This window comes from Propionicicella superfundia DSM 22317 (assembly GCF_000423465.1).
Taxonomy (GTDB): Bacteria; Actinomycetota; Actinomycetes; order Propionibacteriales; family Propionibacteriaceae; genus Propionicicella; species Propionicicella superfundia.
Genome location: NZ_KE384022.1, coordinates 176,009 through 199,737, shown reverse-complemented (window position 1 = coordinate 199,737; position 23,729 = coordinate 176,009). Strand labels below are relative to the sequence as shown.

At 70.7% G+C, this 23,729-nt stretch carries 24 protein-coding genes; 17 read left to right on the top strand and 7 right to left on the bottom strand.

Annotated elements, in window-relative coordinates; genetic code table 11:
- Positions 1 to 8: 8 nt before the first annotated feature.
- Entirely contained in the window at positions 9 to 1,412 is a 1,404-nt protein-coding gene (locus tag G555_RS0114550; protein WP_169337930.1) for a sensor histidine kinase, read from the top strand.
- Positions 1,413 to 1,434: 22 nt separating this feature from the next.
- On the opposite strand, the gene G555_RS0114545 is transcribed toward G555_RS0114550, so the two are convergent.
- Genes G555_RS0114545 through G555_RS20245 form a run of 3 tightly spaced genes read right to left on the bottom strand, consistent with a single transcriptional unit; the run spans position 1,435 to position 5,533 of the window.
- Positions 1,435 to 4,194, bottom strand: coding sequence for an ABC transporter permease (locus tag G555_RS0114545; protein ID WP_028709435.1), 2,760 nt, complete (start codon positions 4,192 to 4,194; stop codon positions 1,435 to 1,437).
- The gene (locus G555_RS0114540; protein WP_028709434.1) at positions 4,191 to 4,913 is read right to left on the bottom strand and encodes an ABC transporter ATP-binding protein; all 723 of its coding nucleotides are present in this window, start codon (positions 4,911 to 4,913) and stop codon (positions 4,191 to 4,193) included. The genes G555_RS0114545 and G555_RS0114540 overlap by 4 nt, the downstream gene beginning before the upstream one ends.
- Positions 4,910 to 5,533, bottom strand: coding sequence for a PadR family transcriptional regulator (locus tag G555_RS20245; protein WP_051209304.1), 624 nt, complete (start codon positions 5,531 to 5,533; stop codon positions 4,910 to 4,912). The genes G555_RS0114540 and G555_RS20245 overlap by 4 nt, the downstream gene beginning before the upstream one ends.
- A 156-nt stretch (positions 5,534 to 5,689) precedes the next feature.
- On the opposite strand from G555_RS20245, the gene G555_RS0114530 reads away from it, so the two are divergent.
- Positions 5,690 to 6,370: a response regulator gene (locus G555_RS0114530; RefSeq protein WP_028709433.1), complete on the top strand. Its 681-nt coding sequence runs from the start codon at positions 5,690 to 5,692 to the stop codon at positions 6,368 to 6,370.
- 121 nt (positions 6,371 to 6,491) lie between these two features.
- On the opposite strand, the gene G555_RS0114525 is transcribed toward G555_RS0114530, so the two are convergent.
- Entirely contained in the window at positions 6,492 to 8,075 is a 1,584-nt protein-coding gene (locus tag G555_RS0114525) for an FGGY family carbohydrate kinase (protein WP_028709432.1), read from the bottom strand.
- Positions 8,076 to 8,213: 138 nt separating this feature from the next.
- Here G555_RS0114525 and G555_RS0114520 point away from each other — a divergent pair, with 138 nt between their 5' ends.
- The 4 genes from G555_RS0114520 to G555_RS0114505 all read left to right on the top strand — a co-directional run bounded on the left by G555_RS0114520 (position 8,214) and on the right by G555_RS0114505 (position 12,027).
- Positions 8,214 to 9,092, top strand: coding sequence for an aldo/keto reductase (locus G555_RS0114520; RefSeq protein ID WP_211223272.1), 879 nt, complete (start codon positions 8,214 to 8,216; stop codon positions 9,090 to 9,092).
- Between the two features lie 29 nt (positions 9,093 to 9,121).
- Entirely contained in the window at positions 9,122 to 9,778 is a 657-nt protein-coding gene (deoC, locus tag G555_RS0114515) for a deoxyribose-phosphate aldolase (RefSeq protein ID WP_028709430.1), read from the top strand.
- A 124-nt stretch (positions 9,779 to 9,902) separates the two neighbouring features.
- Complete coding sequence (locus tag G555_RS0114510; protein WP_028709429.1) at positions 9,903 to 10,835, top strand: sugar-binding transcriptional regulator; 933 nt, start codon at positions 9,903 to 9,905, stop codon at positions 10,833 to 10,835.
- 46 nt (positions 10,836 to 10,881) lie between these two features.
- Positions 10,882 to 12,027 carry an iron-containing alcohol dehydrogenase gene (locus G555_RS0114505; protein WP_028709428.1) on the top strand — a complete coding sequence of 382 codons (1,146 nt, stop codon included), beginning with the start codon at positions 10,882 to 10,884 and terminating at the stop codon, positions 12,025 to 12,027.
- A gap of 11 nt (positions 12,028 to 12,038) precedes the next feature.
- On the opposite strand, the gene G555_RS0114500 is transcribed toward G555_RS0114505, so the two are convergent.
- A complete protein-coding gene (locus tag G555_RS0114500; protein WP_028709427.1) occupies positions 12,039 to 13,313 on the bottom strand; it encodes an ArgE/DapE family deacylase in 1,275 nt (424 codons plus the stop codon).
- Positions 13,314 to 13,417: 104 nt separating this feature from the next.
- Here G555_RS0114500 and G555_RS0114495 point away from each other — a divergent pair, with 104 nt between their 5' ends.
- The 3 genes from G555_RS0114495 to rpmB all read left to right on the top strand — a co-directional run bounded on the left by G555_RS0114495 (position 13,418) and on the right by rpmB (position 16,045).
- Positions 13,418 to 13,963, top strand: coding sequence for a GNAT family N-acetyltransferase (locus G555_RS0114495; RefSeq protein WP_028709426.1), 546 nt, complete (start codon positions 13,418 to 13,420; stop codon positions 13,961 to 13,963).
- 94 nt (positions 13,964 to 14,057) lie between these two features.
- Entirely contained in the window at positions 14,058 to 15,743 is a 1,686-nt protein-coding gene (locus tag G555_RS0114490; protein WP_028709425.1) for a ribonuclease J, read from the top strand.
- A gap of 116 nt (positions 15,744 to 15,859) precedes the next feature.
- Positions 15,860 to 16,045, top strand: a complete 186-nt coding sequence (gene rpmB / locus G555_RS0114485) for a 50S ribosomal protein L28 (RefSeq protein WP_028709424.1) — start codon at positions 15,860 to 15,862, stop codon at positions 16,043 to 16,045.
- A gap of 212 nt (positions 16,046 to 16,257) precedes the next feature.
- Here the strand turns inward: rpmB and G555_RS0114480 are convergent, their stop codons facing one another.
- Both G555_RS0114480 and G555_RS0114475 read right to left on the bottom strand, forming a co-directional pair.
- Positions 16,258 to 18,447, bottom strand: a complete 2,190-nt coding sequence (locus G555_RS0114480) for an ATP-dependent DNA helicase RecG (protein WP_036923172.1) — start codon at positions 18,445 to 18,447, stop codon at positions 16,258 to 16,260.
- 56 nt (positions 18,448 to 18,503) lie between these two features.
- A complete protein-coding gene (locus G555_RS0114475) occupies positions 18,504 to 18,941 on the bottom strand; it encodes a pyridoxamine 5'-phosphate oxidase family protein (protein ID WP_028709422.1) in 438 nt (145 codons plus the stop codon).
- A 74-nt stretch (positions 18,942 to 19,015) separates the two neighbouring features.
- On the opposite strand from G555_RS0114475, the gene rsmD reads away from it, so the two are divergent.
- The 8 genes from rsmD to G555_RS0114435 all read left to right on the top strand — a co-directional run bounded on the left by rsmD (position 19,016) and on the right by G555_RS0114435 (position 23,718).
- Positions 19,016 to 19,600, top strand: coding sequence for a 16S rRNA (guanine(966)-N(2))-methyltransferase RsmD (gene rsmD / locus G555_RS0114470; RefSeq protein WP_028709421.1), 585 nt, complete (start codon positions 19,016 to 19,018; stop codon positions 19,598 to 19,600).
- Entirely contained in the window at positions 19,600 to 20,109 is a 510-nt protein-coding gene (coaD, locus tag G555_RS0114465; RefSeq protein WP_036923170.1) for a pantetheine-phosphate adenylyltransferase, read from the top strand. The genes rsmD and coaD overlap by 1 nt, the downstream gene beginning before the upstream one ends.
- Positions 20,102 to 20,599 carry an ATP synthase subunit B family protein gene (locus G555_RS20240; RefSeq protein WP_156887580.1) on the top strand — a complete coding sequence of 166 codons (498 nt, stop codon included), beginning with the start codon at positions 20,102 to 20,104 and terminating at the stop codon, positions 20,597 to 20,599. Before coaD ends, G555_RS20240 begins: the two co-directional genes overlap by 8 nt.
- 84 nt (positions 20,600 to 20,683) lie before the next feature.
- On the top strand, positions 20,684 to 21,220 hold the full coding sequence (locus G555_RS0114455; RefSeq protein WP_028709419.1) for a YceD family protein: 537 nt from the start codon (positions 20,684 to 20,686) through the stop codon (positions 21,218 to 21,220).
- A 32-nt stretch (positions 21,221 to 21,252) separates the two neighbouring features.
- Entirely contained in the window at positions 21,253 to 21,444 is a 192-nt protein-coding gene (rpmF, locus tag G555_RS0114450) for a 50S ribosomal protein L32 (protein WP_028709418.1), read from the top strand.
- Between the two features lie 11 nt (positions 21,445 to 21,455).
- Complete coding sequence (gene rnc / locus G555_RS0114445) at positions 21,456 to 22,154, top strand: ribonuclease III (RefSeq protein WP_028709417.1); 699 nt, start codon at positions 21,456 to 21,458, stop codon at positions 22,152 to 22,154.
- Positions 22,147 to 22,983: a bifunctional DNA-formamidopyrimidine glycosylase/DNA-(apurinic or apyrimidinic site) lyase gene (mutM, locus tag G555_RS0114440; protein ID WP_028709416.1), complete on the top strand. Its 837-nt coding sequence runs from the start codon at positions 22,147 to 22,149 to the stop codon at positions 22,981 to 22,983. The genes rnc and mutM overlap by 8 nt, the downstream gene beginning before the upstream one ends.
- 153 nt (positions 22,984 to 23,136) lie before the next feature.
- On the top strand, positions 23,137 to 23,718 hold the full coding sequence (locus tag G555_RS0114435; RefSeq protein WP_036923335.1) for a GtrA family protein: 582 nt from the start codon (positions 23,137 to 23,139) through the stop codon (positions 23,716 to 23,718).
- Positions 23,719 to 23,729: the final 11 nt, after the last annotated feature.

Here is a 23,729-nt window from a genome sequence, read left to right as displayed (position 1 = left end):
TCGGTCGGGTGAGCGAATACCCGGATGGCCGGATCCCCGCGGTCCCGGCCAGCCCGCTGCGACTGGGGTGGCGTCGCCGGGCGTGGGGCCTGGCTGTGGCGGGGATCGGCGGCCCGCTGCTGACCGCGGTCCTGCTGCCGTTCCGCGTCTCGCTCGGGCTCGACACCGTCCTGCTGTTCTTCGTGCTCATGTCGGTGGCGGCGTCGGCGGCGGGCGGGATCGTCGCCGGCCTGGTGGCGTCGCTCCTCAACTTCGGGCTGGCGAACGTCTTCTTCGCGTCCCCCTACGGGACGCTGATCGTGGCCAGCGGCGGGGAACTGCTCGACCTGGTCGTGTTCCTGGCGGTGGCGGCCCTGGTCGGCGTCATCGCCGAAGTGAGCGCCTGGTCGCTCGCCCGGACGGAGCGGCGACGGCTGGAGGCCGCGTGGCTGGCCGATCTGGGGAGCAGGGAGTTCGCGCCCGACTCGGTCGACGTGGCCCTCGCCGAGACGCGGCGGGTGTTCGGGGTGCACTCTGCGACGCTCGCCGAGGACGGCGTCAGCGTGGCGGCGGCAGGCGAGCCCGAGGACGGCGACGCCGTCTTCGACGCCCCCGCGGGCGAGGGTCTCACCCTGGAATTGCGCGGCCCCGAGCGGATCGGGCTCGACCGCGCTCTGCTGACGTCTCTGGCCCTGACCACCGGGCGGTTGTGGCACAGCCGCCGTCTCGCCGAGCAGGCCCGGCACGCCGAGGAGCTGGCGCGGATCGACGAGGTGCGATCCAGCCTGCTCGCCGCGGTCGGGCACGATCTGCGCAACCCCCTCGCCGCGATCACCGCCGCGGCCGCGACGCTGCGGCAGCACGACATCGTGCTCGGCGAGGAGGAACGGGACGAGCTCATGGACACCGTGGTCGAGCACGCGGGCCGGCTCGACGCCATCATCGCGAATCTGCTGGACATGAGCCGGTTGCAGGCCGGGGTCGTGTCGGTGCTGCTGCGCCCGACCGACGTCATGGAGGTCATGACGAGCATCGTCGGTCTCGGCGAGCGAGTCGGCATCGACGTCCCCGAAGGGCTGCCGCTCGTGTTCGCGGACGCGGGGCTGCTGGAGCGGGTGCTCGCCAACCTCGTCGACAACGCGTTGCGGCACGAGCGGCCGGGGGAGCGCGTCCGGGTTCGCGCCGGGCTCGACGGGCCGCTCGTGCGCATCGCCGTGTCCGACACCGGTCCGGGGGTTCCGGTCGGGCGGCGGGAGGGGATCTTCGCCCCGTTCCAGCACTTCGACGACCGGACGACGACGGGCGTCGGGCTCGGGCTGGCGATCTCGCGCGGGTTCACCGAGGCGATGGGTGGCACGCTGGTGGCGTCGGAGACCCCCGGCGGAGGGCTGACCATGACGGTGTCGCTGGAGGCGGCGGTCGCCGATCGTTGAGGAGGAGCCGGCCCCGTCGTGCTCAGCCGATCGCGGCTCGTCGGGACGGGCGGGGCGCGCGGGGCGGGATGACCCAGGCGGATATCCCCAGCAGCAGGGGGAGCCCGCCGGCCAGCAGCCCGAGCAGAGGCCAGGGCGCGACTGCGAGGGTGAGGAGCCCGGTCGGAAACTCCGCCATGAGAAGACCCCAGGTGGGCAGGATGCCTGTCGCGGCGCCCGCGAGCGTTCCCACACCGGTGAGGACCAGCGCCTGGCGGGCATTGATGCTGCGGAGCAGCCCGGGGTCGGCGCCGAGGGAGGCGAGCGTCTCCTCGTCCGGCCCGCGCTCCGCCCGGCCGAGGGACAGCGCCACGGTGGATGCGACGAGGATGAGGACGCCCGAGACGCCGAGGATGAGCCACAGCCATCCGGCGGCATCGGGTGGGCCCTCGACGAGTTCGACGGAGGCGTCCGCGCGAGGATGGCGCGAGTCCACAGCCTGGATGTTCATCGACAGGCTGTCCATGACCGACTGCGACGGTGGGGTGTCGTAGTGCGCGATCAGTTGCTGGGCCTCGGGCAGCAGCCCGAGGCCCAGCGCGAGGGTGGGCGAGACGAGCACCTGGTACGCGAGGGGATGCGGAGAGGCGATCGCGACCGCGGAGAGCGCGCGGGTCGTGCGCGGCGCGGGCGCGGAAGACTGCCACAACTGCTCCTCGCGCCAGCCGTTGAGGACGACCTTTCCGTCCGCGGTCAGCCAGTCGGGGCTGAGCACGAGCGCCGCTCCGTTCCGGAAGGCGGCGAGCGCCGCCTCGGGCACCTCGGTTCCCAGCACGGCAGGGAGGTCCTCGGGTGCCACCACGGCGAGGCGGTTGTGCTGTCGTGCGAGTGCGGAGTCCTCGTCGGTGCACAGCGTCACGGCCTCCCGGCACGAGAGATAGTGCTGCAGTTGCGGCAGGACACGGTCTCCCTCCGTGTCCGCGGACACGTACGAGAGCGACCCGATGGCCGCGGGTCCGGTGCGTTGCAGGATCGGGCGGGCCGCAGTGAGTGCGGCGGACGTGTCCGCCGGACCGGCCTCCTCGTGAGCGGGGTACGCCGTGACCAGCACGGTGCCCGGAGGCGCGGAGCTCGTCACGGCCAGCCGCAAGGCTGCCGCGAACACGCCACCCACGCTGAGGAGCGTCGACGCCAGGAAGGCGCAGGTCGCAATGGTGCCGAAGGCGGGGACGGTCCGCCCGGGGTGCGCGGCGAGGTCCCGCGCCGCGATGCGCAGCGCGACCCCCATCCGGGACAACGGGCGCGACAGGGCCGAGAACAGCGCGTGGCCGCTCAGCATGAGACCGGCCAGGCACAGCAGCGGTCCGCAGAGGAGGGCCGCCTCGAGGGCGCGGCGCTGGATGCTGTCCGCGCGGACGACCTCGATGGCGTTGAGCGCGGCGAGCGCGGACGCGCCGAGCGCCGTCGTCGCGACTCCCGCGATCAGGCCGGCCACACCGATCAGTGGCCAGCGGTGGCGCAGCGCGGGAGGAGTCCGGGTCTCGCGCAGGGCGGTGAGCACGTCTCTGCGCGCGGCCGCGCGTGCGGGGAGCACGGCCGCCGCCGTCCCGACGAGCGCGCCGAAGGCCACCAGTCCGGCGAGATGCGCCCAGGGGACATGGGCACCCCAGAACGAGGAGACGGCGCCGTCGTCCAGCACCGACAGGACGGCGGTGCCGATTCCCACCCCCGCGCAGGCGCCCGCGATCCCGCCGACGATTCCGAGGACGGTTCCCTGCCACAGGATCACGGCGAACAGGTCCCGCGGGTGTGCTCCGACTCCTGACATGACGGCCATGGAGCGGGCCTCGCGCCGGGCGCCGGCCGAGATGGCCGCACCGACGAGCAGGGCCGTCGTCCACGCCCCGAAGGCGGCGCCGGCCGTCACGGCCCACGGCCAGAATCCGGAGGAGGTCCCCACGAGGCTCGTATCGGTGACCAGATTGCGGGCGAACACGGCGACGCCGACGGCGTTGAGGGCGTGGACGTCCTCCTCCGTCGGGGTCCAGTCGGGGACGAGCCAGCGCGTCAGCGTGACGTCGGTCTGCAACGCGCGGGTCCGGTCCGTTCCGGGCAGGAAGAGGGTCTGGGCCGAGTCGGCGTCGGCGGCGCCCCGGAGCACACCGGTGATCGTGAAGGTCGCCGCCGGCTCGGTCAAGGTGAGCGTGTCTCCGAGGGACGCGCCGAGCCGATGCAGCGCTGCGGGGGAGACCATGGCCTCGTCCGGACCGTGGGGAGAGCGTCCGGCGACCAGGGTGTAGCGCCCGGACAGGCGGCTGTCCCAGGAGGGACCGATCACGGCTCGCAGCGAGCCGGTCCCTCCGGCGGTCCTCGCGTTCGCCCAGCCCTCGCCGATCTGCAGCGTCTCCAGCCCCGCCGGCAGGACCGCTGCCGCATCCCCGACGGGGGGCCGCTCGGGGTTCACGGGAGTGTCGTCCTCGTTCCTGTCGATGTCGGCGGACAGCGGGTCCGACAGCTTCTGGTGTCGCGACGGGTCCGGTCCGCCCACGACGGCGACCCAGGCGTCGACGTGTCCGAGCTCGGAGGCGAGAAGCTCGCCCAGCGTGGGCACGCGGCCGGCCCAGGTCGTGAACGCGGCGCTCATCACGGCGATCGGCATGGCGATCAGACAGACCGCCAGCAGGCTGGACCCGGCCATGCGCCGCACGTGGGCGGTCGCGATCCGCCACGTCGCGAGGAACCGCGGCCACGGGGAGCGGCGCGGCGCGGCCGCCCGGGCGGGTGAGCGGACGGCGCGTCTCATCCCCGGCTGCCCGTCAGGAGGATCCCGGCGTCGTCGCGGGCCGTCTCGTCGACCAGCCGTCCGTCTCGCAGGAACACGATGCGGTCGGCCCAGGCGGCGTGGGTGGCCTCGTGGGTCACGAGCACACCCGCCGCGCCGGCGTCCACCCGGCCGCGCAGGAGTCGCATGACCTCCTCGCCCGTCGCGCTGTCGAGCGCGCCGGTCGGTTCGTCGGCGAGGACCAGCGAGCGTTCGCCGACAACCGCGCGCGCGATGGCGATGCGCTGCTGCTGCCCGCCGGAGAGCTCGTCGGGATAGGCGTCCAGCCGGTCCGAGAGGCCGACGCTCGCGAGCACCTCCCGGGCCTGCGCGCGGGAATATGCCCGCGGCAGGCCGTCGAGCTCCAGCGGGAGGGCCGTGTTCTCGATGACCGTGAGTGCCGGGAGCAGGTTGAAGTCCTGGAACACGAATCCCAGGGAGCGGCGTCGCAGCCCGGCGAGTTCCTTGCGCGAGGCCTCGCGCAGCGACGTCCCGGAGATCAGAACGTCGCCTTCGGTGGGGGAGAGCAGCGTCCCCGCGATCGCCAGCAGCGTCGACTTGCCCGAGCCGGACGGGCCCATCACGGCCACGAGCTCGCCGGCCGTGACGGTCAGCGAGACATCCCGCAGCGCGTGGACGGCGGTCGCGTCGGTGCCGTAGCGCATGCCGACGGCGCAGAACTCGAGCGCCGGGGTGCTCATGGTCGCGCCTCGTGCTGCGGAGCGGTGGTGGGCTCGTCCGCGTTCGCCGTTCGGCTGCGGCCCGGGGGATCGGTCCGGAGCGAGAGCCGGTCCACGGGCCGTGCGGTCAGGCGTTGCTCGCTGTGATCGAGCCAGCGCACCTGGGCCTCGACCGCGAAGATCATGGCGTCCACGATCAGCGACCAGCCGATCTCCTCGGCTGTGTCGGCGCCCGCGGCCCCGGTGCGCTTGGCACGGTTGAGATCGCGCAACCGCTCCAGGGAGGCGCGGCGCTGGGCCTGGAAGATCGCTCCGAGGTCGACGCCGGGCAGCGTGCTGGCCAGAGCCAGCTTCATGGCCAGTTCGTCACGCGGGTTCTGATCCTGGACGACAGGCTTCTCCCACCAGGCCTGCGCGGCTTCCCGGCCGTGCTGGGTGATCTGCCAGTAGATGTGGCCCTGATCGTCGGTCCCCGCCTGGGTCACCAGTCCGTCGCGGTTGAGGCGGTCCAGCGTGGTGTACACCTGGCCGATGTTGAGGGGCCACACCGATCCGGTGCGGCGCTCGAACTCCGCGCGGAGCTGGTAGCCGTAGCACGGACCCTGGTCGAGGATGGCAAGCAGGCTCTGTCGGACGCTCATGACCCCTCCGTGCATACTAGGTATCTACATATCGAGTATCTTCCGGGACGGGGTCACTGTCAACCGGAAGGGCGCGGCATCCGTCGGGGGCGTACGCTCGCCTTCAGCCGGGGAACCGGCGACGACCCACCATGACCGTGTCACTGGAGGTGGCCGATGCCGCGGCTGCTGATCGTCGAGGACGAGCCGGCGCTGCGCCGGGCGCTGTCCATCAATCTGCATGCCCGGGGCTACGAGGTCGACACGGTGTCCGACGGCGGGTCCGCGCTGCGAGCGGCGGCGGCGAACCCGCCCGATCTCGCGATCGTCGACCTCGGACTGCCCGACATGGACGGCGGCGATGTCATCGCGGGGCTGCGCGGATGGTGCACGGCGCCGATCATCGTGCTGTCGGCGCGCGACGCCCAGGCGTCCAAAGTGGCGGCCCTGGACGCCGGCGCGGACGACTACGTGACGAAGCCGTTCGGGATGGACGAGCTCGTGGCGCGGGTACGGGCCTCGCTGCGGCGAGCCGACATCAACACGCTGCCGTCCGGAGCCGTCGTCGAGACGGAGTCCTTCACGCTCGACCTGGCGGCGAAGCGGGCGACGCACCGCGGTGCCGACGTCCGGCTCACGCCCACGGAGTGGCATCTCGTCGAGATGCTCGTGCGACATCCCGGAACGCTGGTTCCGGGATCGAGCCTGCTCGCGGAGGTCTGGGGGCCGGGGTACGAGAAGGAGACCAATTACCTGCGCGTGTACTTCGCGCAGGTGCGGCGCAAGCTGGAGGACGAGCCGGGCAGCCCGCGCCACTTCATCACAGAGCCCGGCATGGGGTATCGATTCGACCCGTGAGGGTCGCTCACACCGTCAGGCGCTGCCGGAACCGCCTCCGGCCCGGCGGACGCCCGAACAGGACGGCACCGCGACCCGTCGTCGGCGGGCACGGCCCCGCGGAGCCGTGCCCGCCGAGTGGCTACTGCGACAGCGGGCTCGCCGCGCCGGCACCGACCCACATGTACGGAGCAAGCCCCTTGTCGGCCGCTTCGAGCATGTGGTCGTTCAGGGCACGCCACTTCGGGTAGAGCTCGTTGTACGCGTCGACGGCCTCCGCGTTCGGAGTGAGCTCCTTGGCCGTCCGCACGGTTGCGTGGACGCCGTCGGCCAGCGTCGCGTACACGCCGGCGCCGACGAGCGCGCACAGCGCGGCACCGAGGCAGGTGCCCTCGGACACGTCGGGGATCCGCACGTCGACGTTCAGGACGTCGGACACCATCTGACACCACAGGTCGCTGCGCGAGGGGCCGCCGACGAACGCGACGTTCGTGATCGGCTCGCCCCACACGTCCTCGAGCAGTTCCTTGTGCCCGCGGGCGACATAGGTGCCCTCCTCCATCACCGCGCGGAAGACCGAGCCGAGGCCGGTGCCGTCGATGTCGAACGGGCTCAGCCCGACGATGGACGGGACGGGGTGCTTCCACGACCGCGTGTTCATCACGTTGGACGCGAAGTAGTGCACGCCGTTGGCGCCCGGCGGCACCGCGCCGGCGAGCTCGGTGAGGAACGGGTAGCCGTCGTCGATGCCGATGCTCGGATTGGCTGCGCGCACGAGGCCGTCGCGGACCCACCGGGTCGACATGCCGTGGGCGAAGCCGCAGCCCTCGATCATCCACTGCCCGGGCTGGGCGTGGCACAGGGTGCGCAGACGCATCTGCGGATCCAGCATGGGGCTGTCGACGATCCCGGACGTCAGCCAGTAGGTGCCGCCCACGACGCCCACCTGCTTGTTGTCCACGATGCCCGCGCCGAGGAGGCCGAGCTGGGTGTCCGCGCCACCGGTGACGACGGGCGTCCCTTCGCGCAGTCCCGTCTCGGCGGCGGCCTTGGCTGTGACGTGACCGATCACGGTCCCCGACTCGGCGACGCGCGGGAGCAGGTGGCCGATGCCGAGCGTGTCGGCGATGGTCGTGGACCAGTCGCGTTCCTTGAGGTTGAACAGGGCGGAGGACGACCCGAGCGACGGGTCGCTCACGAACTCGCCCGAGAGCCGGTACAGCACCCAGTCGGCGAGCATCGTCATGTGTGCGGCCCGGCTCCACAGGTCGGGCTCGTTGTTCCTGATCCACCGCAGGCGGGCGGATGCGGCCAGCGACGTCCAGTCGCCGCTCTCGCGGAAGAACTCCTCGCCGTACCCCTCGTCGAGCAGGTCGGCGGCCTCCTTCTGCGCGCGGGAGTCCACGTTCGGGATGGCCCAGATCTCCGAGCCGTCCTTGTCGTAGACGACGAATCCCTCGCGCATGCTCGTGCACGTGACCGCTACGACATCCTCGGGGTGGATCGTCGACTCGCCTTCGGCCAGGGCTCCCCTGATGCAGTTGGCGATGGACGTCCAGCCCTTTTCGGTGTTGAAGTCGAGACCTCCCGGGTGCTCGGAGATGTCGTAGGCCCACTCTTCCTGGACCAGGCTCAGGACCCGGCCACTCTCATCCCATGTCAGCGCTCGGCAGCTGCCCGACCCGGCGTCGACGGTCAGGACCACGGCCCGATTGGCGTTGGTCATTACGGCGCTCCTATCGAAACTGCGGCTCCTCCGTTGGAGCCGTTGGCTTATCATATGCACAGTGTGTGTTATTGTGAACACGTTGGGTCTAAGAAAGACCCGTGAGCCCTAGTCATGGAGGCAAAGTTGCGGATTCAGATGGCAGACGGCTTGCAGTTCTCGCGCGTCGCCTGGGGCTTCTGGCGCTGGACGGAGTGGGGCATCACGGTCGATGACCTCGCCGCCCTCATCCCTCAGGTGCTGGAACGCGGCATCACGACGATCGACCACGCCGACGGATACGCCGAAGGCACAGCCGAGGAGGCGTTCGGCGCCGCCCTCGCGAAGAACCCGTCCCTACGGGACCGGATGCAGCTCATCACGAAGTGCACGCTCGTCTATCCCTGGTCGGGATCGCGGGTGAAGTACTACGACACGAGCGAGGAGTACATCCTGCGTCAGGTGGAGACCTCCCTGCGCAAGCTGCAGACCGACCACATCGACCTGCTGCTCCTGCACAGGCCCGATCCCCTCATGGACCCCGAGTCCACCGCTCGCGCATTCGACAAGCTGCACGCGTCGGGAAAGGTGGGCCACTTCGGCGTCTCGAACTACAAGCCGCTCGATTTCGACATGCTGGCGAGCTACTGCGACCAGCCGCTCATCACCAACCAGGTCGAGGTGTCGGTGATGCAGCACGAGAACTTCGACGACCGGACGATCCAGCACGCCCTGACGAAGCGGATCCACCCGATCGTGTGGTCCCCGCTGGCCGGCGGCCGCATCTTCACCGGTACCGACGAGGTGTCGGTCCGGGTGCGCGACGAACTGGAACGCGTCCGCGCGGAGATCGGCGCCGAACGCATCGACGACGTCGCCTTCGCCTGGCTGTTCACGCATCCGGTGGGCTTCGTCCCGATCACCGGATCGTGCGAGCTGGAGTACGTGGAGCGCCCGCTCCAGGCCCTCAAGTACACGCTCACCAAAGAGCAGTGGTTCGCGATCTGGTCGGCGCAGACCGGCCGGCGTGTGCCGTGACATCCGACCTGACAAGGAGAAAGACAACCATGAAGTTGACACGTGACGTGTTCTTGAAGAACAACGACCACTCGCTGCTGAAGCCGACGCTGACGATGACGGACCTGCGCGAAGGTCTCGAATTCGCGGCCGAGGTCGGCTGCGGCGCCGTGTGCATCTCCCCGCACCGCCTCGACCTGGCCCGGGAGATCCTCGCGGGCACCGACGTCCACATCGCGACCGTGATCGGCTTCCCGACCGGCTGCCACGCCACCGAGGCCAAGGTCGCCGAGGCGAAGATCGCCTACGAGCAGGGCGCCGTCGAGCTGGACATGGTCATGGACATCGGCGCCATGCTGTCCGGCGAGGAGGCGAAGGTGCATGACGACATCGCGGCCGTCGTCCAGGCGACACCGGGCGCGGTCAAGGTGATCTTCGAGGTCGCCTACCTGAGCAACGAGCAGATCGTCCGCGCCACCGAGATCGCCTCCGATGCCGGTGTCGCTTTCGTCAAGACCGCCACCGGGTTCGTCCCCGGAGGCGCGACGCCGGAGAACATCGCCCTCATGAAGGGGGCCGCGGGTCCGGGCGTGAAGGTGAAGGCATCCGGTGGCCTGTCCAACCTCGCCGACGTCCAGGCGGTCTACGAGGCCGGCGCCCAGCGATGGGGGATCAGCCGCACGAAGCAGATTCTGGCCGAGTTCTGACCAGTACGTGCCGGGACGCCACGGAGCGTCCCGGCACAGGCGTTCCACGCGAGGGGAGGTAAGTTTCGTGCCGGCGGTGAGTAGGGAGGCCGAACTCGCCCCGGAGTCCAAAGGAGCGTCGTCCATGTACATCACCCTCGCCCGCGTCAGTCACATGTACTACGAGCAGGGGATGACGCAGCAGCAGATCGCCGACGAGCTGAACCTGTCGCGAATGCGCGTCTCCCGGATGCTGCAGCAGGCACGGGCCGAGGGGATCGTGTCCATCACGATCACCTACGACGGGTTCTTCCCCCACCTGGAACGGCGGCTGCGTGCCTTGTACCCCGGGACGACGTTCATCGTGACCGATTCTCTCGACGGCAGCGACGACGGCCTCAAGCGCTCGCTCGGCTCGGCGACCGCCGACTACCTCCAGAAGGTCCTGACCGCCGACAGTTCCGTGGCGCTGGGATGGGGGACGACGCTGCGCGAGGTCGCGCGCTGCCTGGACGACCCGATGCCGGGGGTGCGGTTCATCCCGCTCATCGGTGGACAGGTGCACGCCGGCCTGGACGTCCACGCGAACTCCATCGCCGAGGCGATGGCGCAGAACACGGGCGGTTCGTCGATGCGGATCTTCGCCCCTGCCGTCGCCGAGAGCGCCGAGGCCAGGGAGCTCCTGGTCTCCTCCGCGGCGGTTCGCGGGCCGTTGGAGGAGGCCGCCGCAGCCGACGTCTGCCTCTTCAGCGTCGGTTCTCCCTTCTCTCCCAGCACCACCATCGAGCTGGTCGGCTACTACACGCCGGCCGATGTCGAGACCCTGCGGGCGTCCGGAGCCGCCTGCGACCTCATCTCGATCAGCTACTTCGACCACGCCGGCAGGAACTGCTGCCGCGAGCTCAGTGATCGGACCGTGTCCGTCAGCGAGGACCAGCTCCGGGCCATTCCACAGAAAATCTGCGTTGCCGGCGCCGCCGACAAACACGAAGCGATCAAGATCGCGCTCTCGCTGGATCTCGTGGACGTCATGATCCTGGACGACGCGAGCGCGCGGTACCTGGTCGGCGAGCCCTGATCGGCTCGTCGGGCACGGCGACGCACCGTTGCATGAGGAGACAATCGTGAGCTTCACCTTCACCACGGCACAACGGGTGGTCTTCGGGCCCGGTGCCGTCCGGCAACTGCCCGGCATCGTCACGGGGTACGGATCGAGGGTCTTCCTCGTGCTGGACACCCACATCGACACCGACGGCGACCTTGTCACCGGGGTCGGCGACGAGCGGCTCCTGTGGCCGACCCAGGGCGAACCCACCGTCACCGGAATCGAGCGAGCCGTGGCCGCGGCGTCCGAGTTCGGCCCCGACGTGATCGTCGGCATCGGCGGGGGATCGGTCGTCGACACGGCCAAGGCCGTCGGGATCCTGCTCGGCAACGGCGGCGCGCCGCTCGACTACCTGGAGGTCGTCGGCGCCGGGAAGCCGCTGACGGCGGGGTCCCTGCCCGTGATCGCCGTGCCGACGACGGCCGGCACGGGTGCCGAGGTCACCGCGAACACGCCGATCTTCTCGCCCGAGCACAAGGTGAAGGCCAGCCTTCGCAGCCCGGCGATGATCCCCGCCGTGGCGCTCGTGGATCCCGAACTGACGGTCGGATGTCCGCCCGCCGTCACCGCGTCGGCCGGGCTCGACGCCCTCACGCAGTGCCTGGAGCCGCTGACGTCCTGCAAGGCCAACGACTTCACCGACCTCCTCGCACGCGAGGGGCTGCGGCGCGCGGCGCTCGGCCTGCGCGCCGCCTACGCCGACGGCAGCGACGTCGCGGCGCGGACCGACATGAGCATGTGCAGCCTGCTCGGCGGGATGGCTCTGGCGAACGCGAAGCTGGGTGCGGTCCACGGGCTGGCCGCGCCGCTGGGCGGAATGACCGGCGGTGCGCACGGAGAGGTGTGCGCCGCGGTGCTCGCCGCCTGCACCCGTGCGAACATCGCCGCGCTGACCGAGCGCGACCCGGGCAACCCCGCTCTGGAGCGCTACGCGGAGGCCGCGCGGATCCTCACCGGGGACCCCGCCGCGAAGCCCGCCGACGGCATCGCCTGGATCGCCGAGACGGTCTCCCTGCTCGGGGTGCGGACGCTGTCTCGACTGGGGCTGACCGCCGAGCAGATTCCCGACGCTGTGAAGCAGGGCCTGGCGGCGAGCAGCATGAAGGGCAATCCGATCGTGCTCACCGAGGCCGAGGTCACGCGGATCGTCGAGGAGTCCATGTAGCCGGCGCCCGGTCAGGGCTGGGCGACCAGGCGTTCCACCGCCAGCACGGCCAGCGCCCGGGTCGCGGCGACGACCTGCTCGACGAGGACACGCTCCCCGATGGCGTGCGCCCAGCGGATGTCGCCGGGGCCGAAGTGCAGGGTGGGGATGCCGCCGACCCGGGTGTACAGGCGCAGGTCGCTGCCGTACGGTGCCGCGCACACCCGTGGCCGGTGCCCGGTGACGGCCTCCGCGGCGGCCGAGGCCTGGGCGATCAGGGGGTGGCCGGCCGGCAGCCGGCCGGGGGCGAACTGCCCACCGGGCCAGGTCACGGTGGCGGGGTGGCCGGCCAGCCACGCATCGCGTGCGCAGGCAGCCGCGACGACCTCTTCGAACTGGCGCCGGACGTCCGCCGGTTCGCTGTCCAGCGGGACGCCGAGACGCCCTTCGGCGATCAGCAGGTCGGGCACCGTGCTCGACCAGTCCCCGGCGCGGATGCGGCCGATCGACAGCGCATAGGGGAGCGGATTGCCGGCGAAGAGCGGATCGGGGTCGGCATTGAGACGTCGCTCCAGCACCCGGAGGGCGTCGTGGACCGGGCCGAATGCCTCGTAGGCGGAATGCCCCTCGTGTCGGGAACTGCCGTGTGCGGCCAGGCCGGGGACGCGGAGCTCGAACGTGAGTGCGCCGGCATTGGCGACGATGAGGTGCCCGTCGGTGGGCTCGGGGATCACGGCCGCCTCGCCGGTGTGGCCGCGACGAAGCGTGGCCAGGGCGCCGAGTCCACCGTCCTCCTCGCCGACCACGAAGTGGACCGCGAGGGGCTTGGCGAGTCGCACACCGGAACGGCGCAGCGCCCGGGCGACCGCGGTGATCGCGGCGACGCCCGCCTTCATGTCGGATGCTCCGCGCCCGTACAGCCATCCGTCGCGGATCTCGCCGCCGAACGGGTCCACATCGGCCCAGGCGGACGCATCGCCGACGGGAACGACGTCCGCATGCCCCTGGAGGATGAGCCCGGGCACTCCGGCGCCCGTCGTGGCGGCGACCCCGTATCCCTCGGTCCGCTCGGTCTCCGTGCCCGGGTAGTCCGGGTCGGCGCGCAGGGCGTCGAGATCCAGTTTCCAGTGGTCGACGTCCAGGCCCAGCTCGGCCAGTTGGGCGGCGAGCGTGTGCTGGAGTTCCGATTCGGCCGCCGACCCGGTCACGCTGGGTATGCGGACGAGTGAGGCGAGGTGGGCGAGGAGCTCGTCGACATCGATCGCGGCGAGCACCCTGGCCCGCGCGACCGCTCCGGTGTCCGTCACACGCCCGACCCTAGTGCGCCGGCCGCGGCGACGGCGCCCGTGCCTCGATGCGGTCGGGTGAGGCCCGCGACCGGGATGTGGCGTGCCGGCGGTAGCATGCCCGCGTGACGAAACCCTCCGGCCCGACCGCGGTGCGGCTCGCCCTGCCCCGCGAGGCGGTCCAGATCGCCGCCGTGCAGCGGCGCTCGTGGGCCGCCCATCTGCCCGCCGGCCTGGCCGCCGAGCTGCTCGCCCTGCCGGAGCAGGAGGCCGCGAGCGCCTGGGAGCGTGCGATCTCGCGTCCTCCGCTGGCGCAGTTCCGCGTGCTCGTGGCCGTGGACGGCGATGGCGGGGTCCGCGGGTTCGCGGCCGTCGGGCCGAGCCCCGATCCCGACGCGGACCCCAGCGCCGACGCCCTGGTCGCCGAGTTCGTGGTCGACCCGGCGGCTCGTCGTCAGGGTCATGGGTCGCGCCTCCTGAACGCCATCGTGGACACGCTGCGTGCGGACGGGTTCTCGCGGGCCACCTGGTGGCTGGCGTCCACGGCCGACGAGTTGCGGGCCTTCGTCACCGCGACGGGCTGGGCCCCCGACGGCGCCCACCGTGAGGTCGCGACCGATTCCGGCAGCCCGCTCAAGGAGATCCGGCTGCACACGTCGATCGCCGCGTGATCCATCGCGGCGCGCTCGGCCGCCGCTGCCCGTCCTGTCGCCTTCCCGACGGGGCGGAGATGAATCCGTCGGGGTGGCGGGATAGGGTTGTCGGGTGATCGATTCCCCCCGCAACGCCCCGCCGGCGCTTCCCCCCAAGACGATTCGCTACACGCCGTTGGGCGGCCACGGGGACATCGGGCGCAACATGTCCTCGGTCGAGTACGAGGGCCGGCTGCTGCTCATCGACTGCGGCGTCCTCTTCCCCGAGGACGACCATCCGGGCGTCGATCTCATCCTCCCCGGCCTCGACGTGATCGCCGACCGGCTCGACGAGGTGGAGGCACTCGTCCTCACCCACGGGCACGAGGACCACATCGGCGCGGTGCCGTACCTGCTGCGGCAGCGGCCCGACATCCCCGTCGTCGGCTCCCAACTGACCCTCGCGCTGGTCCGGGAGAAGATCAAGGAGCACCGCATCAAGGGCACCGATCTGCGGATCGTCGCCGAGGGATCGAAGACCCGGTTCGGCGATTTCGAGTTGGGCTTCCTCGCCGTCAACCATTCGATTCCCGACGCTCTGGCCGTCGTGGTCCGTACGCCCGCGGGCGTCATCCTCCACACCGGCGACTTCAAGATGGATCAGACGCCGCTCGACGGGCGCATCACCGATCTCAACGGGTTCGCCCGGCTCGCCGACGAAGGCGTCGACCTCTTCTGCGTGGACTCCACCAACGCCGAGGTGCCGGGCTTCACCCCGTCCGAGCGAGAGATCGAGCCGCACATGGAGCGGGTCTTCGCTCAGGCGGAGGCCAAGCTGATCGTGGCGTGCTTCGCCTCCCACGTCCACCGTGTCCAGCAGGTCATGGACCTGGCTGTGAAACACGGTCGCAAGGTCGTGTACGTCGGACGGTCGATGGTCCGCAACATGTCGGTGGCACGCGACCTCGGGTACCTGCGGGTTCCCGAGGGAACGCTCATCGAGTTGCGCGACATCGACGACTACCGCGACGACGAGGTCGTCATCATCTCCACCGGGTCCCAGGGGGAGCCGCTGTCGGCCCTGGCGCGCATCTCCAACCACGAACACCCGGTCATCCAGGTTCAGCCCGGAGACGTCGTTCTGCTGGCGAGTTCGCTCATCCCCGGCAACGAGAACTCCGTCTACCGGGTCATCAACGGCCTCGCCCGGCTCGGTGTCAAGGTCGTGCACAAGGCGAACGCGCTCGTCCACGTCTCCGGGCACGCGAGCGCCGTGGAGTTGCTGTACGCCTACAACATCCTGAAGCCCCGCAACGTCCTGCCCGTCCACGGGGAGATCCGGCACCTCATCGCCAACGCCGAGTTGGCCGTGCGCACGGGAGTGCCGCGGGAGCGCGCGCTCGTCGTCGAGGACGGCACCGTCATCGACATCAAGGACGGGCTCGCCCGCGTCGTGGGCAAGGTCGAATGCGACTACATCTTCGTCGACGGCGCCTCCGTCGGCGACATCTCCGAGTCGGCGCTCACCGACCGGCGCATCCTCGGCGAAGAGGGCTTCATCAGCGTCATCGCGGTCGTCAGCGTGCGTTCCCGGACGGTCGTGAGCGGTCCGGAGATCTTCGCCCGGGGCTTCTCCTCCGACGATTCGGCATTCGACGAGATCCGTGCCGAACTGCATTCGGTGCTGACCGATGCGCTCGCCGAGGAGGCCGACGACACGTACCGGATGCAGCAGTTGCTGCGCCGTACGATCGGCCGCTGGGTCAACAAGACCTACCGCCGTCGGCCCATGATCGTGCCGGTCGTGATCGCGAGCTGATCGCGGTTTGGCGCTGCGCGCCGCCAGCTTGTATTCTTTCCAGGTTGCTGTACGACCCCGCTGAGGGTCTGTGCGTTCAGATGAGAACGCTCACGCGAGAAACAAGGAGAGCTCCGGTGGCTGCCGTATGTGACGTCTGCGCCAAGGGACCTGGCTTCGGGCACAACGTGCCGTGGTCGAAGAAGAAGACCAACCGGCGCTGGAACCCGAATATTCAGCGCGTGCGCGCCGTCGTGGACGGCCGTTCGCAGCGCCTCAACGTGTGCACCTCCTGCCTGAAGGCCGGCAAGGTCACCCGCTGACGCGTCCCTGAGACGAACCGGGCCCGTTCCCTCGCGGGAGCGGGCTCTTTCGTGCGCTCGCGGCGCACCCGTCCGGCCGAGCCGACTCGAGTCATCCGCTCCACGTCCGTGAATCGGCACGGCGCCGCGATGGGACCGCTGCCGGTCACGCGCGAACCGTACCCCCGGGCCTGAGCGGCGTGATGATGCGAGCGACGCGATGCGGCCGCCGGTCAGTCACGCTCGAACCACTCGGCGTCGGAGACGGACTCGATCCATGTCACCGCATCGGCGAAGCCGGGTGTCGACCGGTCGGGATCGGCCGCGACGGCACGGTCGGCGAGGTCGCGCGCGCGCCGGATGAGGTCGGCGTCGTCGACGACGCTGAGCAGGCGCAACCCCGAATGGGTGCCCGACTGGTCCGAACCCAGCACGTTGCCCTCGCGGCGCTGCTCGAGGTCGATCTCGGCCAGCGTGAAGCCGTCGGTCGTCGCGGCGACCGCCTCCAGCCGCCGCCACGCGTCCGATCCGGGCTCGGCCCTGGTGAGCAGGAGACAGACGCCGGGGTGCGCGCCACGGCCGATCCGCCCCCGCAACTGGTGCAGTTGGGAGATGCCGAACCTGTCGGCATCCGTGACGACCATCATCGACGCGTTCGCCACGTCGACGCCCACCTCGATCACCGTCGTCGCGACAAGCACCTGGGTCTCGCCGCGGACGAAGGCCGCCATCGCCTCCGCCTGGTCGGGGGAGGACTGCCTGCCGTGAACGACGCCGATCCGCAGCCCCGCGAGAGGCCCCGCGGTGAGCCTCGCGGCGAGGTCGACGACACCGAGCGCCTCCGGGTCGTCGGCGGGGGTGTCGATTCGGGGAGCGACGACGAAGGCCTGTCTCCCGGCGTCCACCTCCTCGCGGAGACGCTGCCACGCGCGTTCGACCCAGGCCGGGCGCCGGGCCTCGTCGACGAGCGTCGTGGAGACGCCGGCGCGCCCGCCGGGCACCTCGGTGAGGGTGGACACCTCCAGGTCGCCGAAGACGGTCATCGCGACCGAACGCGGGATGGGCGTCGCGGTGAGCACCAGCCGATGCGGCCGGGTCGCGGACGTGGCGCCCAGCGCGGCCCGCTGCTCGACACCGAATCGGTGCTGCTCGTCGATGACGACGAGCCCGAGATCGGCGAACCGGACGTTGTCGGCGAGCAGCGCGTGCGTGCCGACGACGATCCCCGCCGACCCGTCGACGGCCCGCAGCAGGGCCTGTCTGCGGCGGGCCGCGGGCTGCGAGCCGGTGACGAGGACGACGTCGGTGGCGGTGTCGGGCGCGCCGAGCATGGCGCCGCCGCCCAGGTCGCCGAGCAGCGCGGTGATCGTCAGGTAGTGCTGGGTGGCGAGGATCTCGGTCGGGGCGAGGAGGACGGCCTGACCGCCCGCGTCGACCGTGGCGAGCATCGCGATCAGCGCGACGACGGTCTTGCCGGAGCCCACCTCGCCCTGCAGCAGCCGCCGCATCGGGACCTCGCGGGCGAGATCGGCGAGGATCTCGTCGCACACGGCCCGTTGCCCATCGGTCAGCCGGTAGGGGAGCCGGGCCAGGAACGCATCGGTGAGCCCACCCGTCACGGGCTGTCGTGCCGTGGCCCGTGCCGCCTCGTTGGACGCGCGTCGGTAGGACATCGTCACCTGGGTGGCGAACGCCTCGTCGAAGCGAAGCCGGTGTGTGCCGGCTTCGACCTCGGCCATGGACTCGGGCTGGTGGACGTGGCGGTAGGCATCGGTCAGCCCGACGACGCCGGCCTCGTCGCGAACCCAGCCGGGCCACGGATCGGCCACGCCCTCCAGCGTCGCGAGAGCGAGCCGGACCGACTCGGCGATCTGCCACGTCGGCAGCTTGGACGTCGCCGGGTACATTCCGACGAGACCCGACTGCGACAGGGAGGCCAGCAGCCGCTTCTCCTCCGAACTGCCCACGATGCCGCCACGGGCGTCCAGCATCACGAACTGCGGATGCGCGAGCTGGAGGTCGCCGCGAAAGCTGCCGACCTTGCCGACGAAGATGCCGCGGACGCCCTTGGACAGCTCGGCCTCCCAGTACTTCACAAGGGGCGCGCGGCCGAAGAAGGTGAGGTTGAGGTGCCCGTGGCCGTCGGTCACGACGGCCTCCAGTCGTGGCTGCCGCGATCCCATCCGCACCGCCGTCCGCTGGACGCGCGCCATGACCGCCGCGTATTCGCCCTCGCGAAGCGTCGAGAGATCGGTGAGCTCGGTGCCGGCCAGATAGCGCCGGGGCAGATGGGCGAGCAGATCACCGACGGTGGCGATCCGCAGCGCGGCGAAGGACTTCGCCGTCTTCGCGCCCACGACCTCGGCCAGGGGCGCGGCACGTGCGCGGAACGCCCCCGTCTGCCATGCGTCGATCACGCTCACGACCCTAGCCGCCGCGACCGACAACGGACGCGGCCCGACACGTCAGCCGGGCTCGATCACGGCTCGGCGTAGTTCCGATCCGGCTCGGGACCGAAGGCGAAGTCGCGCCCGCTGACCTGCGCAGGGACGATCCGGACGTAGTGCAGCTTCACGGTGGGCACCCACGGCTGCAGCGGCAGGGCCTCGGCGTGCAGAACGTCGTCGTAGTCGGTGATCTGCTCGGCCCGGCCGTGCAGCACGACGCTCCACCCGCTGGTCTCGCCCCAGCCGTCCACCTCGAAGGCGACCTCCTGGTTGATCGTCAGCGCGAACAGCTTGCTGCCCTCGGCGGTCCGGAACACGATCGTCTCGTCGTCCACGACGAAGTTGATCGGCACGATGTCCGGAACGCGCTCCACGCAGGTTCCGAGGCGACCGATCTTCTGCTCAGCGATGAGCTCCCAACAACGCTCTTCCGATAGGACCGTCACTGGTCCCGCGTCTGCACTGGACATACCGCCATTGTGCGGCAGTTCCCTCCCAGGAGGGGCGGGATCGAGGCATCGCGGTCAGGCAGTACTCTGCGCAGGTGACCCGGATCATCGCAGGCAGCCGTGGCGGGCGCCGTCTCGCCACCCCGAGCCATGCACGGACCCGCCCGACCACCGACCGGGTCCGGGAGGCGGTCTTCTCCGCGATCGCGGACTTCTTCGACCGGGGCGGGCTGGCGGCCGAGGACTCGCTGACGGGGTTGTCGTTCTGCGACCTGTACGCGGGCTCCGGGGCCGTCGGGCTCGAGGCCGCCTCGCGGGGCGCGGCCCCCGTGCTGCTCGTCGAACGCGACAGGGCGACGGCGGCCGTCGCCCGGTCGAACGCGGCCGCGCTCGGGCTCGCGGCGGCCGTGCGCGTCGCGCCGGTGGAGCGGATCGTGGCCGCCGTCCCGCCGGAGCCGTTCCGCATCGTGTGGCTCGACCCGCCCTACGACATGCCCTCCGAGCGGGTCGGCGACGTGCTCGCTACCCTGTGCGAGGCGCGCTGGCTCGCACCCGATCCCCTGGTGGTCGTGGAGCGGTCCGGCCGATCCGACCCGGTGCCGTGGCCGAGGCCCCTGCCCATACGGTGGAAGCGTCGGTACGGTGAGACCGCGGTGTACTACGCAGCGGAGGAGGAGTGATGAGAGTGGTGTGCCCGGGGTCCTTCGACCCCATCACCCTCGGACACGTCGACATCATCGAGCGAGCCGCGGCCTGCTTCTCGGAGGTGATCGTGGCCGTGGCGCAGAACTCGGCCAAGAACCACATGTTCGAGCCGGCCGAGCGGGTGGAACTGGTCGAGGTGGCGGTCGGCCACCTCCCCAACGTCTCGGTCCACGCGCTGAGCGGGCTTCTCGTGGACTTCTGCGTCGCCCACGACGCGTCGGCTCTCGTGAAGGGAGTGCGGACGGCGGGCGACTACGAGTACGAGGCGCAGATGGCCCAGTGGAACCGAACCCTCAAGGGGATCGAGACCCTTTTGGTGCCAACGGCGCCTCAGTGGTCATACTTGTCTTCCACCAAGGTGCGGGAGGTCGCCACGCTCGGGGGGGACGTTCGCGCGTACGTTCCTGCGGCCGTCGCCGACCGTATCCGAACATGGTTGGCGGAGCGACCCGTCGGCCGGGGAAAGGAGCCTGGTGATGGCTGACTCAACCATGGAGCTGTTGCGGCAACTGCGAGAGACCGTGGTGCAGGCGAAGGGCGTGCCCATGTCTGCATCGTGCATGGTCAATCGGGCCGAGGTGCTCGCGCTCGTCGACGGCGCCCTCGACCAGTTGGAGGTCGACCTCGCCGATGCGCGCTGGGTCGTCAAGCAGTCCGAGGGGACGGTTGCGGATGCCCAGGCCGAGGCAGAGCGCATGATGCGGGAGGCGCGGCTCGAGGCCGACCGGCTCGTGCAGGATCACGAACTGGTCGTCCATGCCCGCGCACAGGCCGTGCGCATCCGCAACGCCGCCAAGGACGAGGCCGCCGCGTTCTCCCGCGAGGTCGACGCCTTCATCGACAGCCGGCTGGCCGAGTTCGAGGCGGATCTGCAGCGCACCGAGAGCTCGATCGTCACGCTGCGCCGCAAGCTCGCCAGCCGCGCGGAACTCGACGGCGTGGTCGCCGAGCCCCTTCCTCCCGTCGAGCCCTGACCGAAGCGGTTTTGCCGGTTCCCGGCCGCAGGGTAAGGTTATGCGTCGGTCATGAGTTGTCTTCTCCACGTGAGGGATTCGTCGATGTCTCAGCGAGGACTCCACGCGAGATCCGACCTGGTGTTCGAGGTCCACGATCTCGGTCGCCGGGTCGCCGGGCTGAGCACGGTGCGGCGCACGGCGATCGCCGGCGAGGGGATCGGCAACGAGATGATCGGAGTACCCGTCGGCTCGCCCATCGATCTCGACCTTCGGTTCGAGTCTGTGGTCGAGGGCGTCCTGGTCACCGGGGCGGCCGATGTCTCGTTGCACGGGGTGTGCGCGCGGTGCCTGAAGGAGATCGAGCTCGTCGAGCAGATCGACCTGATGGAACTGTTCTTGTACCCCGACAAGGAGCTCGACGACGAGGAGGCCAGCCGCATCGAGGACGAGACCGTCGATCTCGAACCGGTGCTGCGGGACGCCGTGGTACTCGACCTGCCGTTCACTCCGCTGTGCCGGGAGGATTGCGCAGGCCTGTGCCCGACGTGCGGCACCGACCTGAACGACGATCCCGACCACGGTCACGGTGACGCGGTGGACCCTCGCTGGGCCGGGCTCAGCGGTTTGATGGACGACTGACGGCCCCAGGCCGCCTGGAAGAGGAGATCATCGTGGCAGTCCCGAAGCGGAAGATGTCGCGGAGCAACACGCGTGCTCGCCGTTCGCAGTGGAAGGCCAGCGCCGCCACCCTGGTGACGTGCGTGAACCCGGCGTGCCGCGAGAAGCACCTGCCCCACACCGCATGCCCGTCGTGCGGGCAGTACGGCCCGAAGGGGGCCCGGCGCCAGACGCTGCAGCCGTGACGGTGGGCGGCATGAGCCGCCTCGGCGAGGTCCTCGACGAGTTGGGCATCCAGGTGGAGCCCGACCTGTTCGCGCTCGCGTTCGTCCACCGGTCGTACGCGTACGAGAACGGCCGCGCCCCCAACAATGAGCGCTTGGAGTTCCTCGGGGACTCGGTGCTCGGTCTCGTCGTGACGACCCAGCTCTACCGGCAGTTCCCGGATCTTCCCGAGGGGCGGCTCGCCAAGCTGCGCGCCGCGGTCGTGAACGCGCGCACCCTGGCGGTGGTCGCGCGTGACCTCGGCCTCGGCCCGCTGCTGAAGCTGGGCAAGGGCGAGCTGGCCACGGGCGGTGCCGAGAAGGACTCCATCCTCAGCGACACCGTCGAGGCGCTGATCGCCGCGGTGTACGTGTCCTCCGGCTTCGACGCGGCCGGACGCCTCGTGCACTTCCTCTTCGATCCGCTCATCGCCGACGCTGCGCAGGCGGGCGCCGGGCTGGACTGGAAGACGAGCCTGCAGGAGGCCTGCTCCACCCGGGAGCTCGGGCTTCCGACCTACGACATCGAGGTCCAGGGGCCCGACCACGACCGGCGTTTCACCGCGTGGGCGGTCGTGGAGGAGAAGCGTTTCGGCCCAGGTCGAGGGTCGAGCAAGAAACGCGCCGAGCAGGAGGCGGCCCGGGTCGCGTTCGTCGGCCTGTTCGGGGCCGCCGCCGCGGCCGATGCCTGAGCTCCCCGAGGTCGAGACCATCCGGCGCGGGCTGGCAGCCCACGTGACAGGTCGCACGATCACCGCCGTCGACGTCCTCCACCCGCGCCCCGTCCGCAGCCACCCCGCGGGCCCCGATGGCTTCGCGCTCGACCTCACCGGCCGGACCTTCGGCGTTCCCGCCCGGCGCGGGAAGTACCTGTGGCTCCCGTTCACCGACGGTGACGCCCTGCTCGTCGAGTTGCGCATGAGCGGACAGTTCCGCCTGGACACGCCGGCCGCGCCGCTCCCGCCGCACGCACGGGTGCTGTTCGCGCTGAACGACGGCCGCGAACTGCGTTACGTCGATCAACGGATGCTGGGCGGGCTGACCCTGAGCCGCGGAGGAGCCGTCCTGCCCCGGGAGGTGGCCCACATCGCGCGCGACCCGTTCGACCCGCGGTTCGACGTGCACGCGACCGCCGCGGCGATGCGGCGCCGGCGCAGCGCGGTGAAGGCCGTGCTGCTCAACCAGCAGGTCGTGTCGGGGATCGGCAACATCTATGCCGACGAGACGCTGTGGCGGGCCAGGCTGCACCACCTGCGGCCGGCTGCCGAACTCGGCCCACGGGTTGCCGTGTCGCTCCTGCGGCACGCGGGCGACGTCATGTCCGAGGCACTCGCCGCAGGCGGGACGAGCTTCGACAGCCTGTACGTGAACGTCAACGGCTCGTCGGGGTATTTTGCGCACTCGCTGAACGTCTACGGGCGTGGGGGAGAAGCGTGCCCGCGCTGCGGCGCCCCGATCGAGCGGGTGCCGTTCGGCGGGCGCTCGTCGCACTTCTGCCCGCGGTGCCAGCGCCGACGGTGAGCGCTCAGGTGGCGGGGCGGTCTCTCGCGGACGCACGGTGCGGCATATCCACCCGTCGGTAGTGCTTCTCGAAGCGACCTCGTATCGTCGTTCCCCGCTGCCGACGCGTCCCGCCCCGTGGTTCACGGGATCGTCCTCTATGATTGGGCCTTCGTGGACAAGGTTCAGGCGCTGTGGGCGCGATACCGGAACTCGCTGCTGCAGTTCGGAAAGTTCGGGCTCATCGGCGGCGCGGGGGTTGTGGTCAACCAGTTCGTCGTCGTGGTGTGCAACGTGCTCGGCCGCGATCTGTTCGGGGTGGGGTACAACACGGCCGTCCTCAACCTCTTCGGATCCGAGTTCCACGTCCGGTTGCTCCAGGTCTACGCGATCCTCGCCTTCCTTGTCGCGAACCTGTTCAACTTCGTCCTCAACCGGTACTGGACGTTCCGCGGCCACGCCCGCGCGCCGTTCTGGAAGGAGTACCTCCCCTTCCTGCTCGTCGGGTCGGTCGCGGCCGTCGTCGGCCTGTTCCTGCTGACGTGGCTGACGAAGTCGGACTGGCCGCTGCCGCATTCGGTGTTCGACGACTCGACCGGGCTGCGCAACCGCTTCTACTGGGCGAACCTCATCCAGATCGTCCTGGTGATGCCTGTGAACTTCGTGCTCAACAAGCTCTGGACGTTCCAGGCTGTGCGAAAGCGCCACGCCGAGGCGACCGAGCGCAAGGCCGACGCCCTGAACGGGTCAGAATAGACGCGTTCCCG

Coding starts and splice junctions, on each gene's coding strand:
- G555_RS0114545 (WP_028709435.1), bottom strand. CDS start 4,194: ATGAGACGCGCCGTCCGCTCACCCGCCCGGGCGGCCGCGCCGCGCCGC.
- G555_RS0114540 (WP_028709434.1), bottom strand. CDS start 4,913: ATGAGCACCCCGGCGCTCGAGTTCTGCGCCGTCGGCATGCGCTACGGC.
- G555_RS20245 (WP_051209304.1), bottom strand. CDS start 5,533: ATGAGCGTCCGACAGAGCCTGCTTGCCATCCTCGACCAGGGTCCGTGC.
- G555_RS0114530 (WP_028709433.1), top strand. CDS start 5,690: ATGCCGCGGCTGCTGATCGTCGAGGACGAGCCGGCGCTGCGCCGGGCG.
- G555_RS0114525 (WP_028709432.1), bottom strand. CDS start 8,075: ATGACCAACGCCAATCGGGCCGTGGTCCTGACCGTCGACGCCGGGTCG.
- G555_RS0114520 (WP_211223272.1), top strand. CDS start 8,214: ATGGCAGACGGCTTGCAGTTCTCGCGCGTCGCCTGGGGCTTCTGGCGC.
- deoC (WP_028709430.1), top strand. CDS start 9,122: ATGAAGTTGACACGTGACGTGTTCTTGAAGAACAACGACCACTCGCTG.
- G555_RS0114510 (WP_028709429.1), top strand. CDS start 9,903: ATGTACATCACCCTCGCCCGCGTCAGTCACATGTACTACGAGCAGGGG.
- G555_RS0114475 (WP_028709422.1), bottom strand. CDS start 18,941: ATGTCCAGTGCAGACGCGGGACCAGTGACGGTCCTATCGGAAGAGCGT.
- coaD (WP_036923170.1), top strand. CDS start 19,600: ATGAGAGTGGTGTGCCCGGGGTCCTTCGACCCCATCACCCTCGGACAC.
- G555_RS20240 (WP_156887580.1), top strand. CDS start 20,102: ATGGCTGACTCAACCATGGAGCTGTTGCGGCAACTGCGAGAGACCGTG.
- G555_RS0114455 (WP_028709419.1), top strand. CDS start 20,684: ATGTCTCAGCGAGGACTCCACGCGAGATCCGACCTGGTGTTCGAGGTC.
- rnc (WP_028709417.1), top strand. CDS start 21,456: ATGAGCCGCCTCGGCGAGGTCCTCGACGAGTTGGGCATCCAGGTGGAG.
- mutM (WP_028709416.1), top strand. CDS start 22,147: ATGCCTGAGCTCCCCGAGGTCGAGACCATCCGGCGCGGGCTGGCAGCC.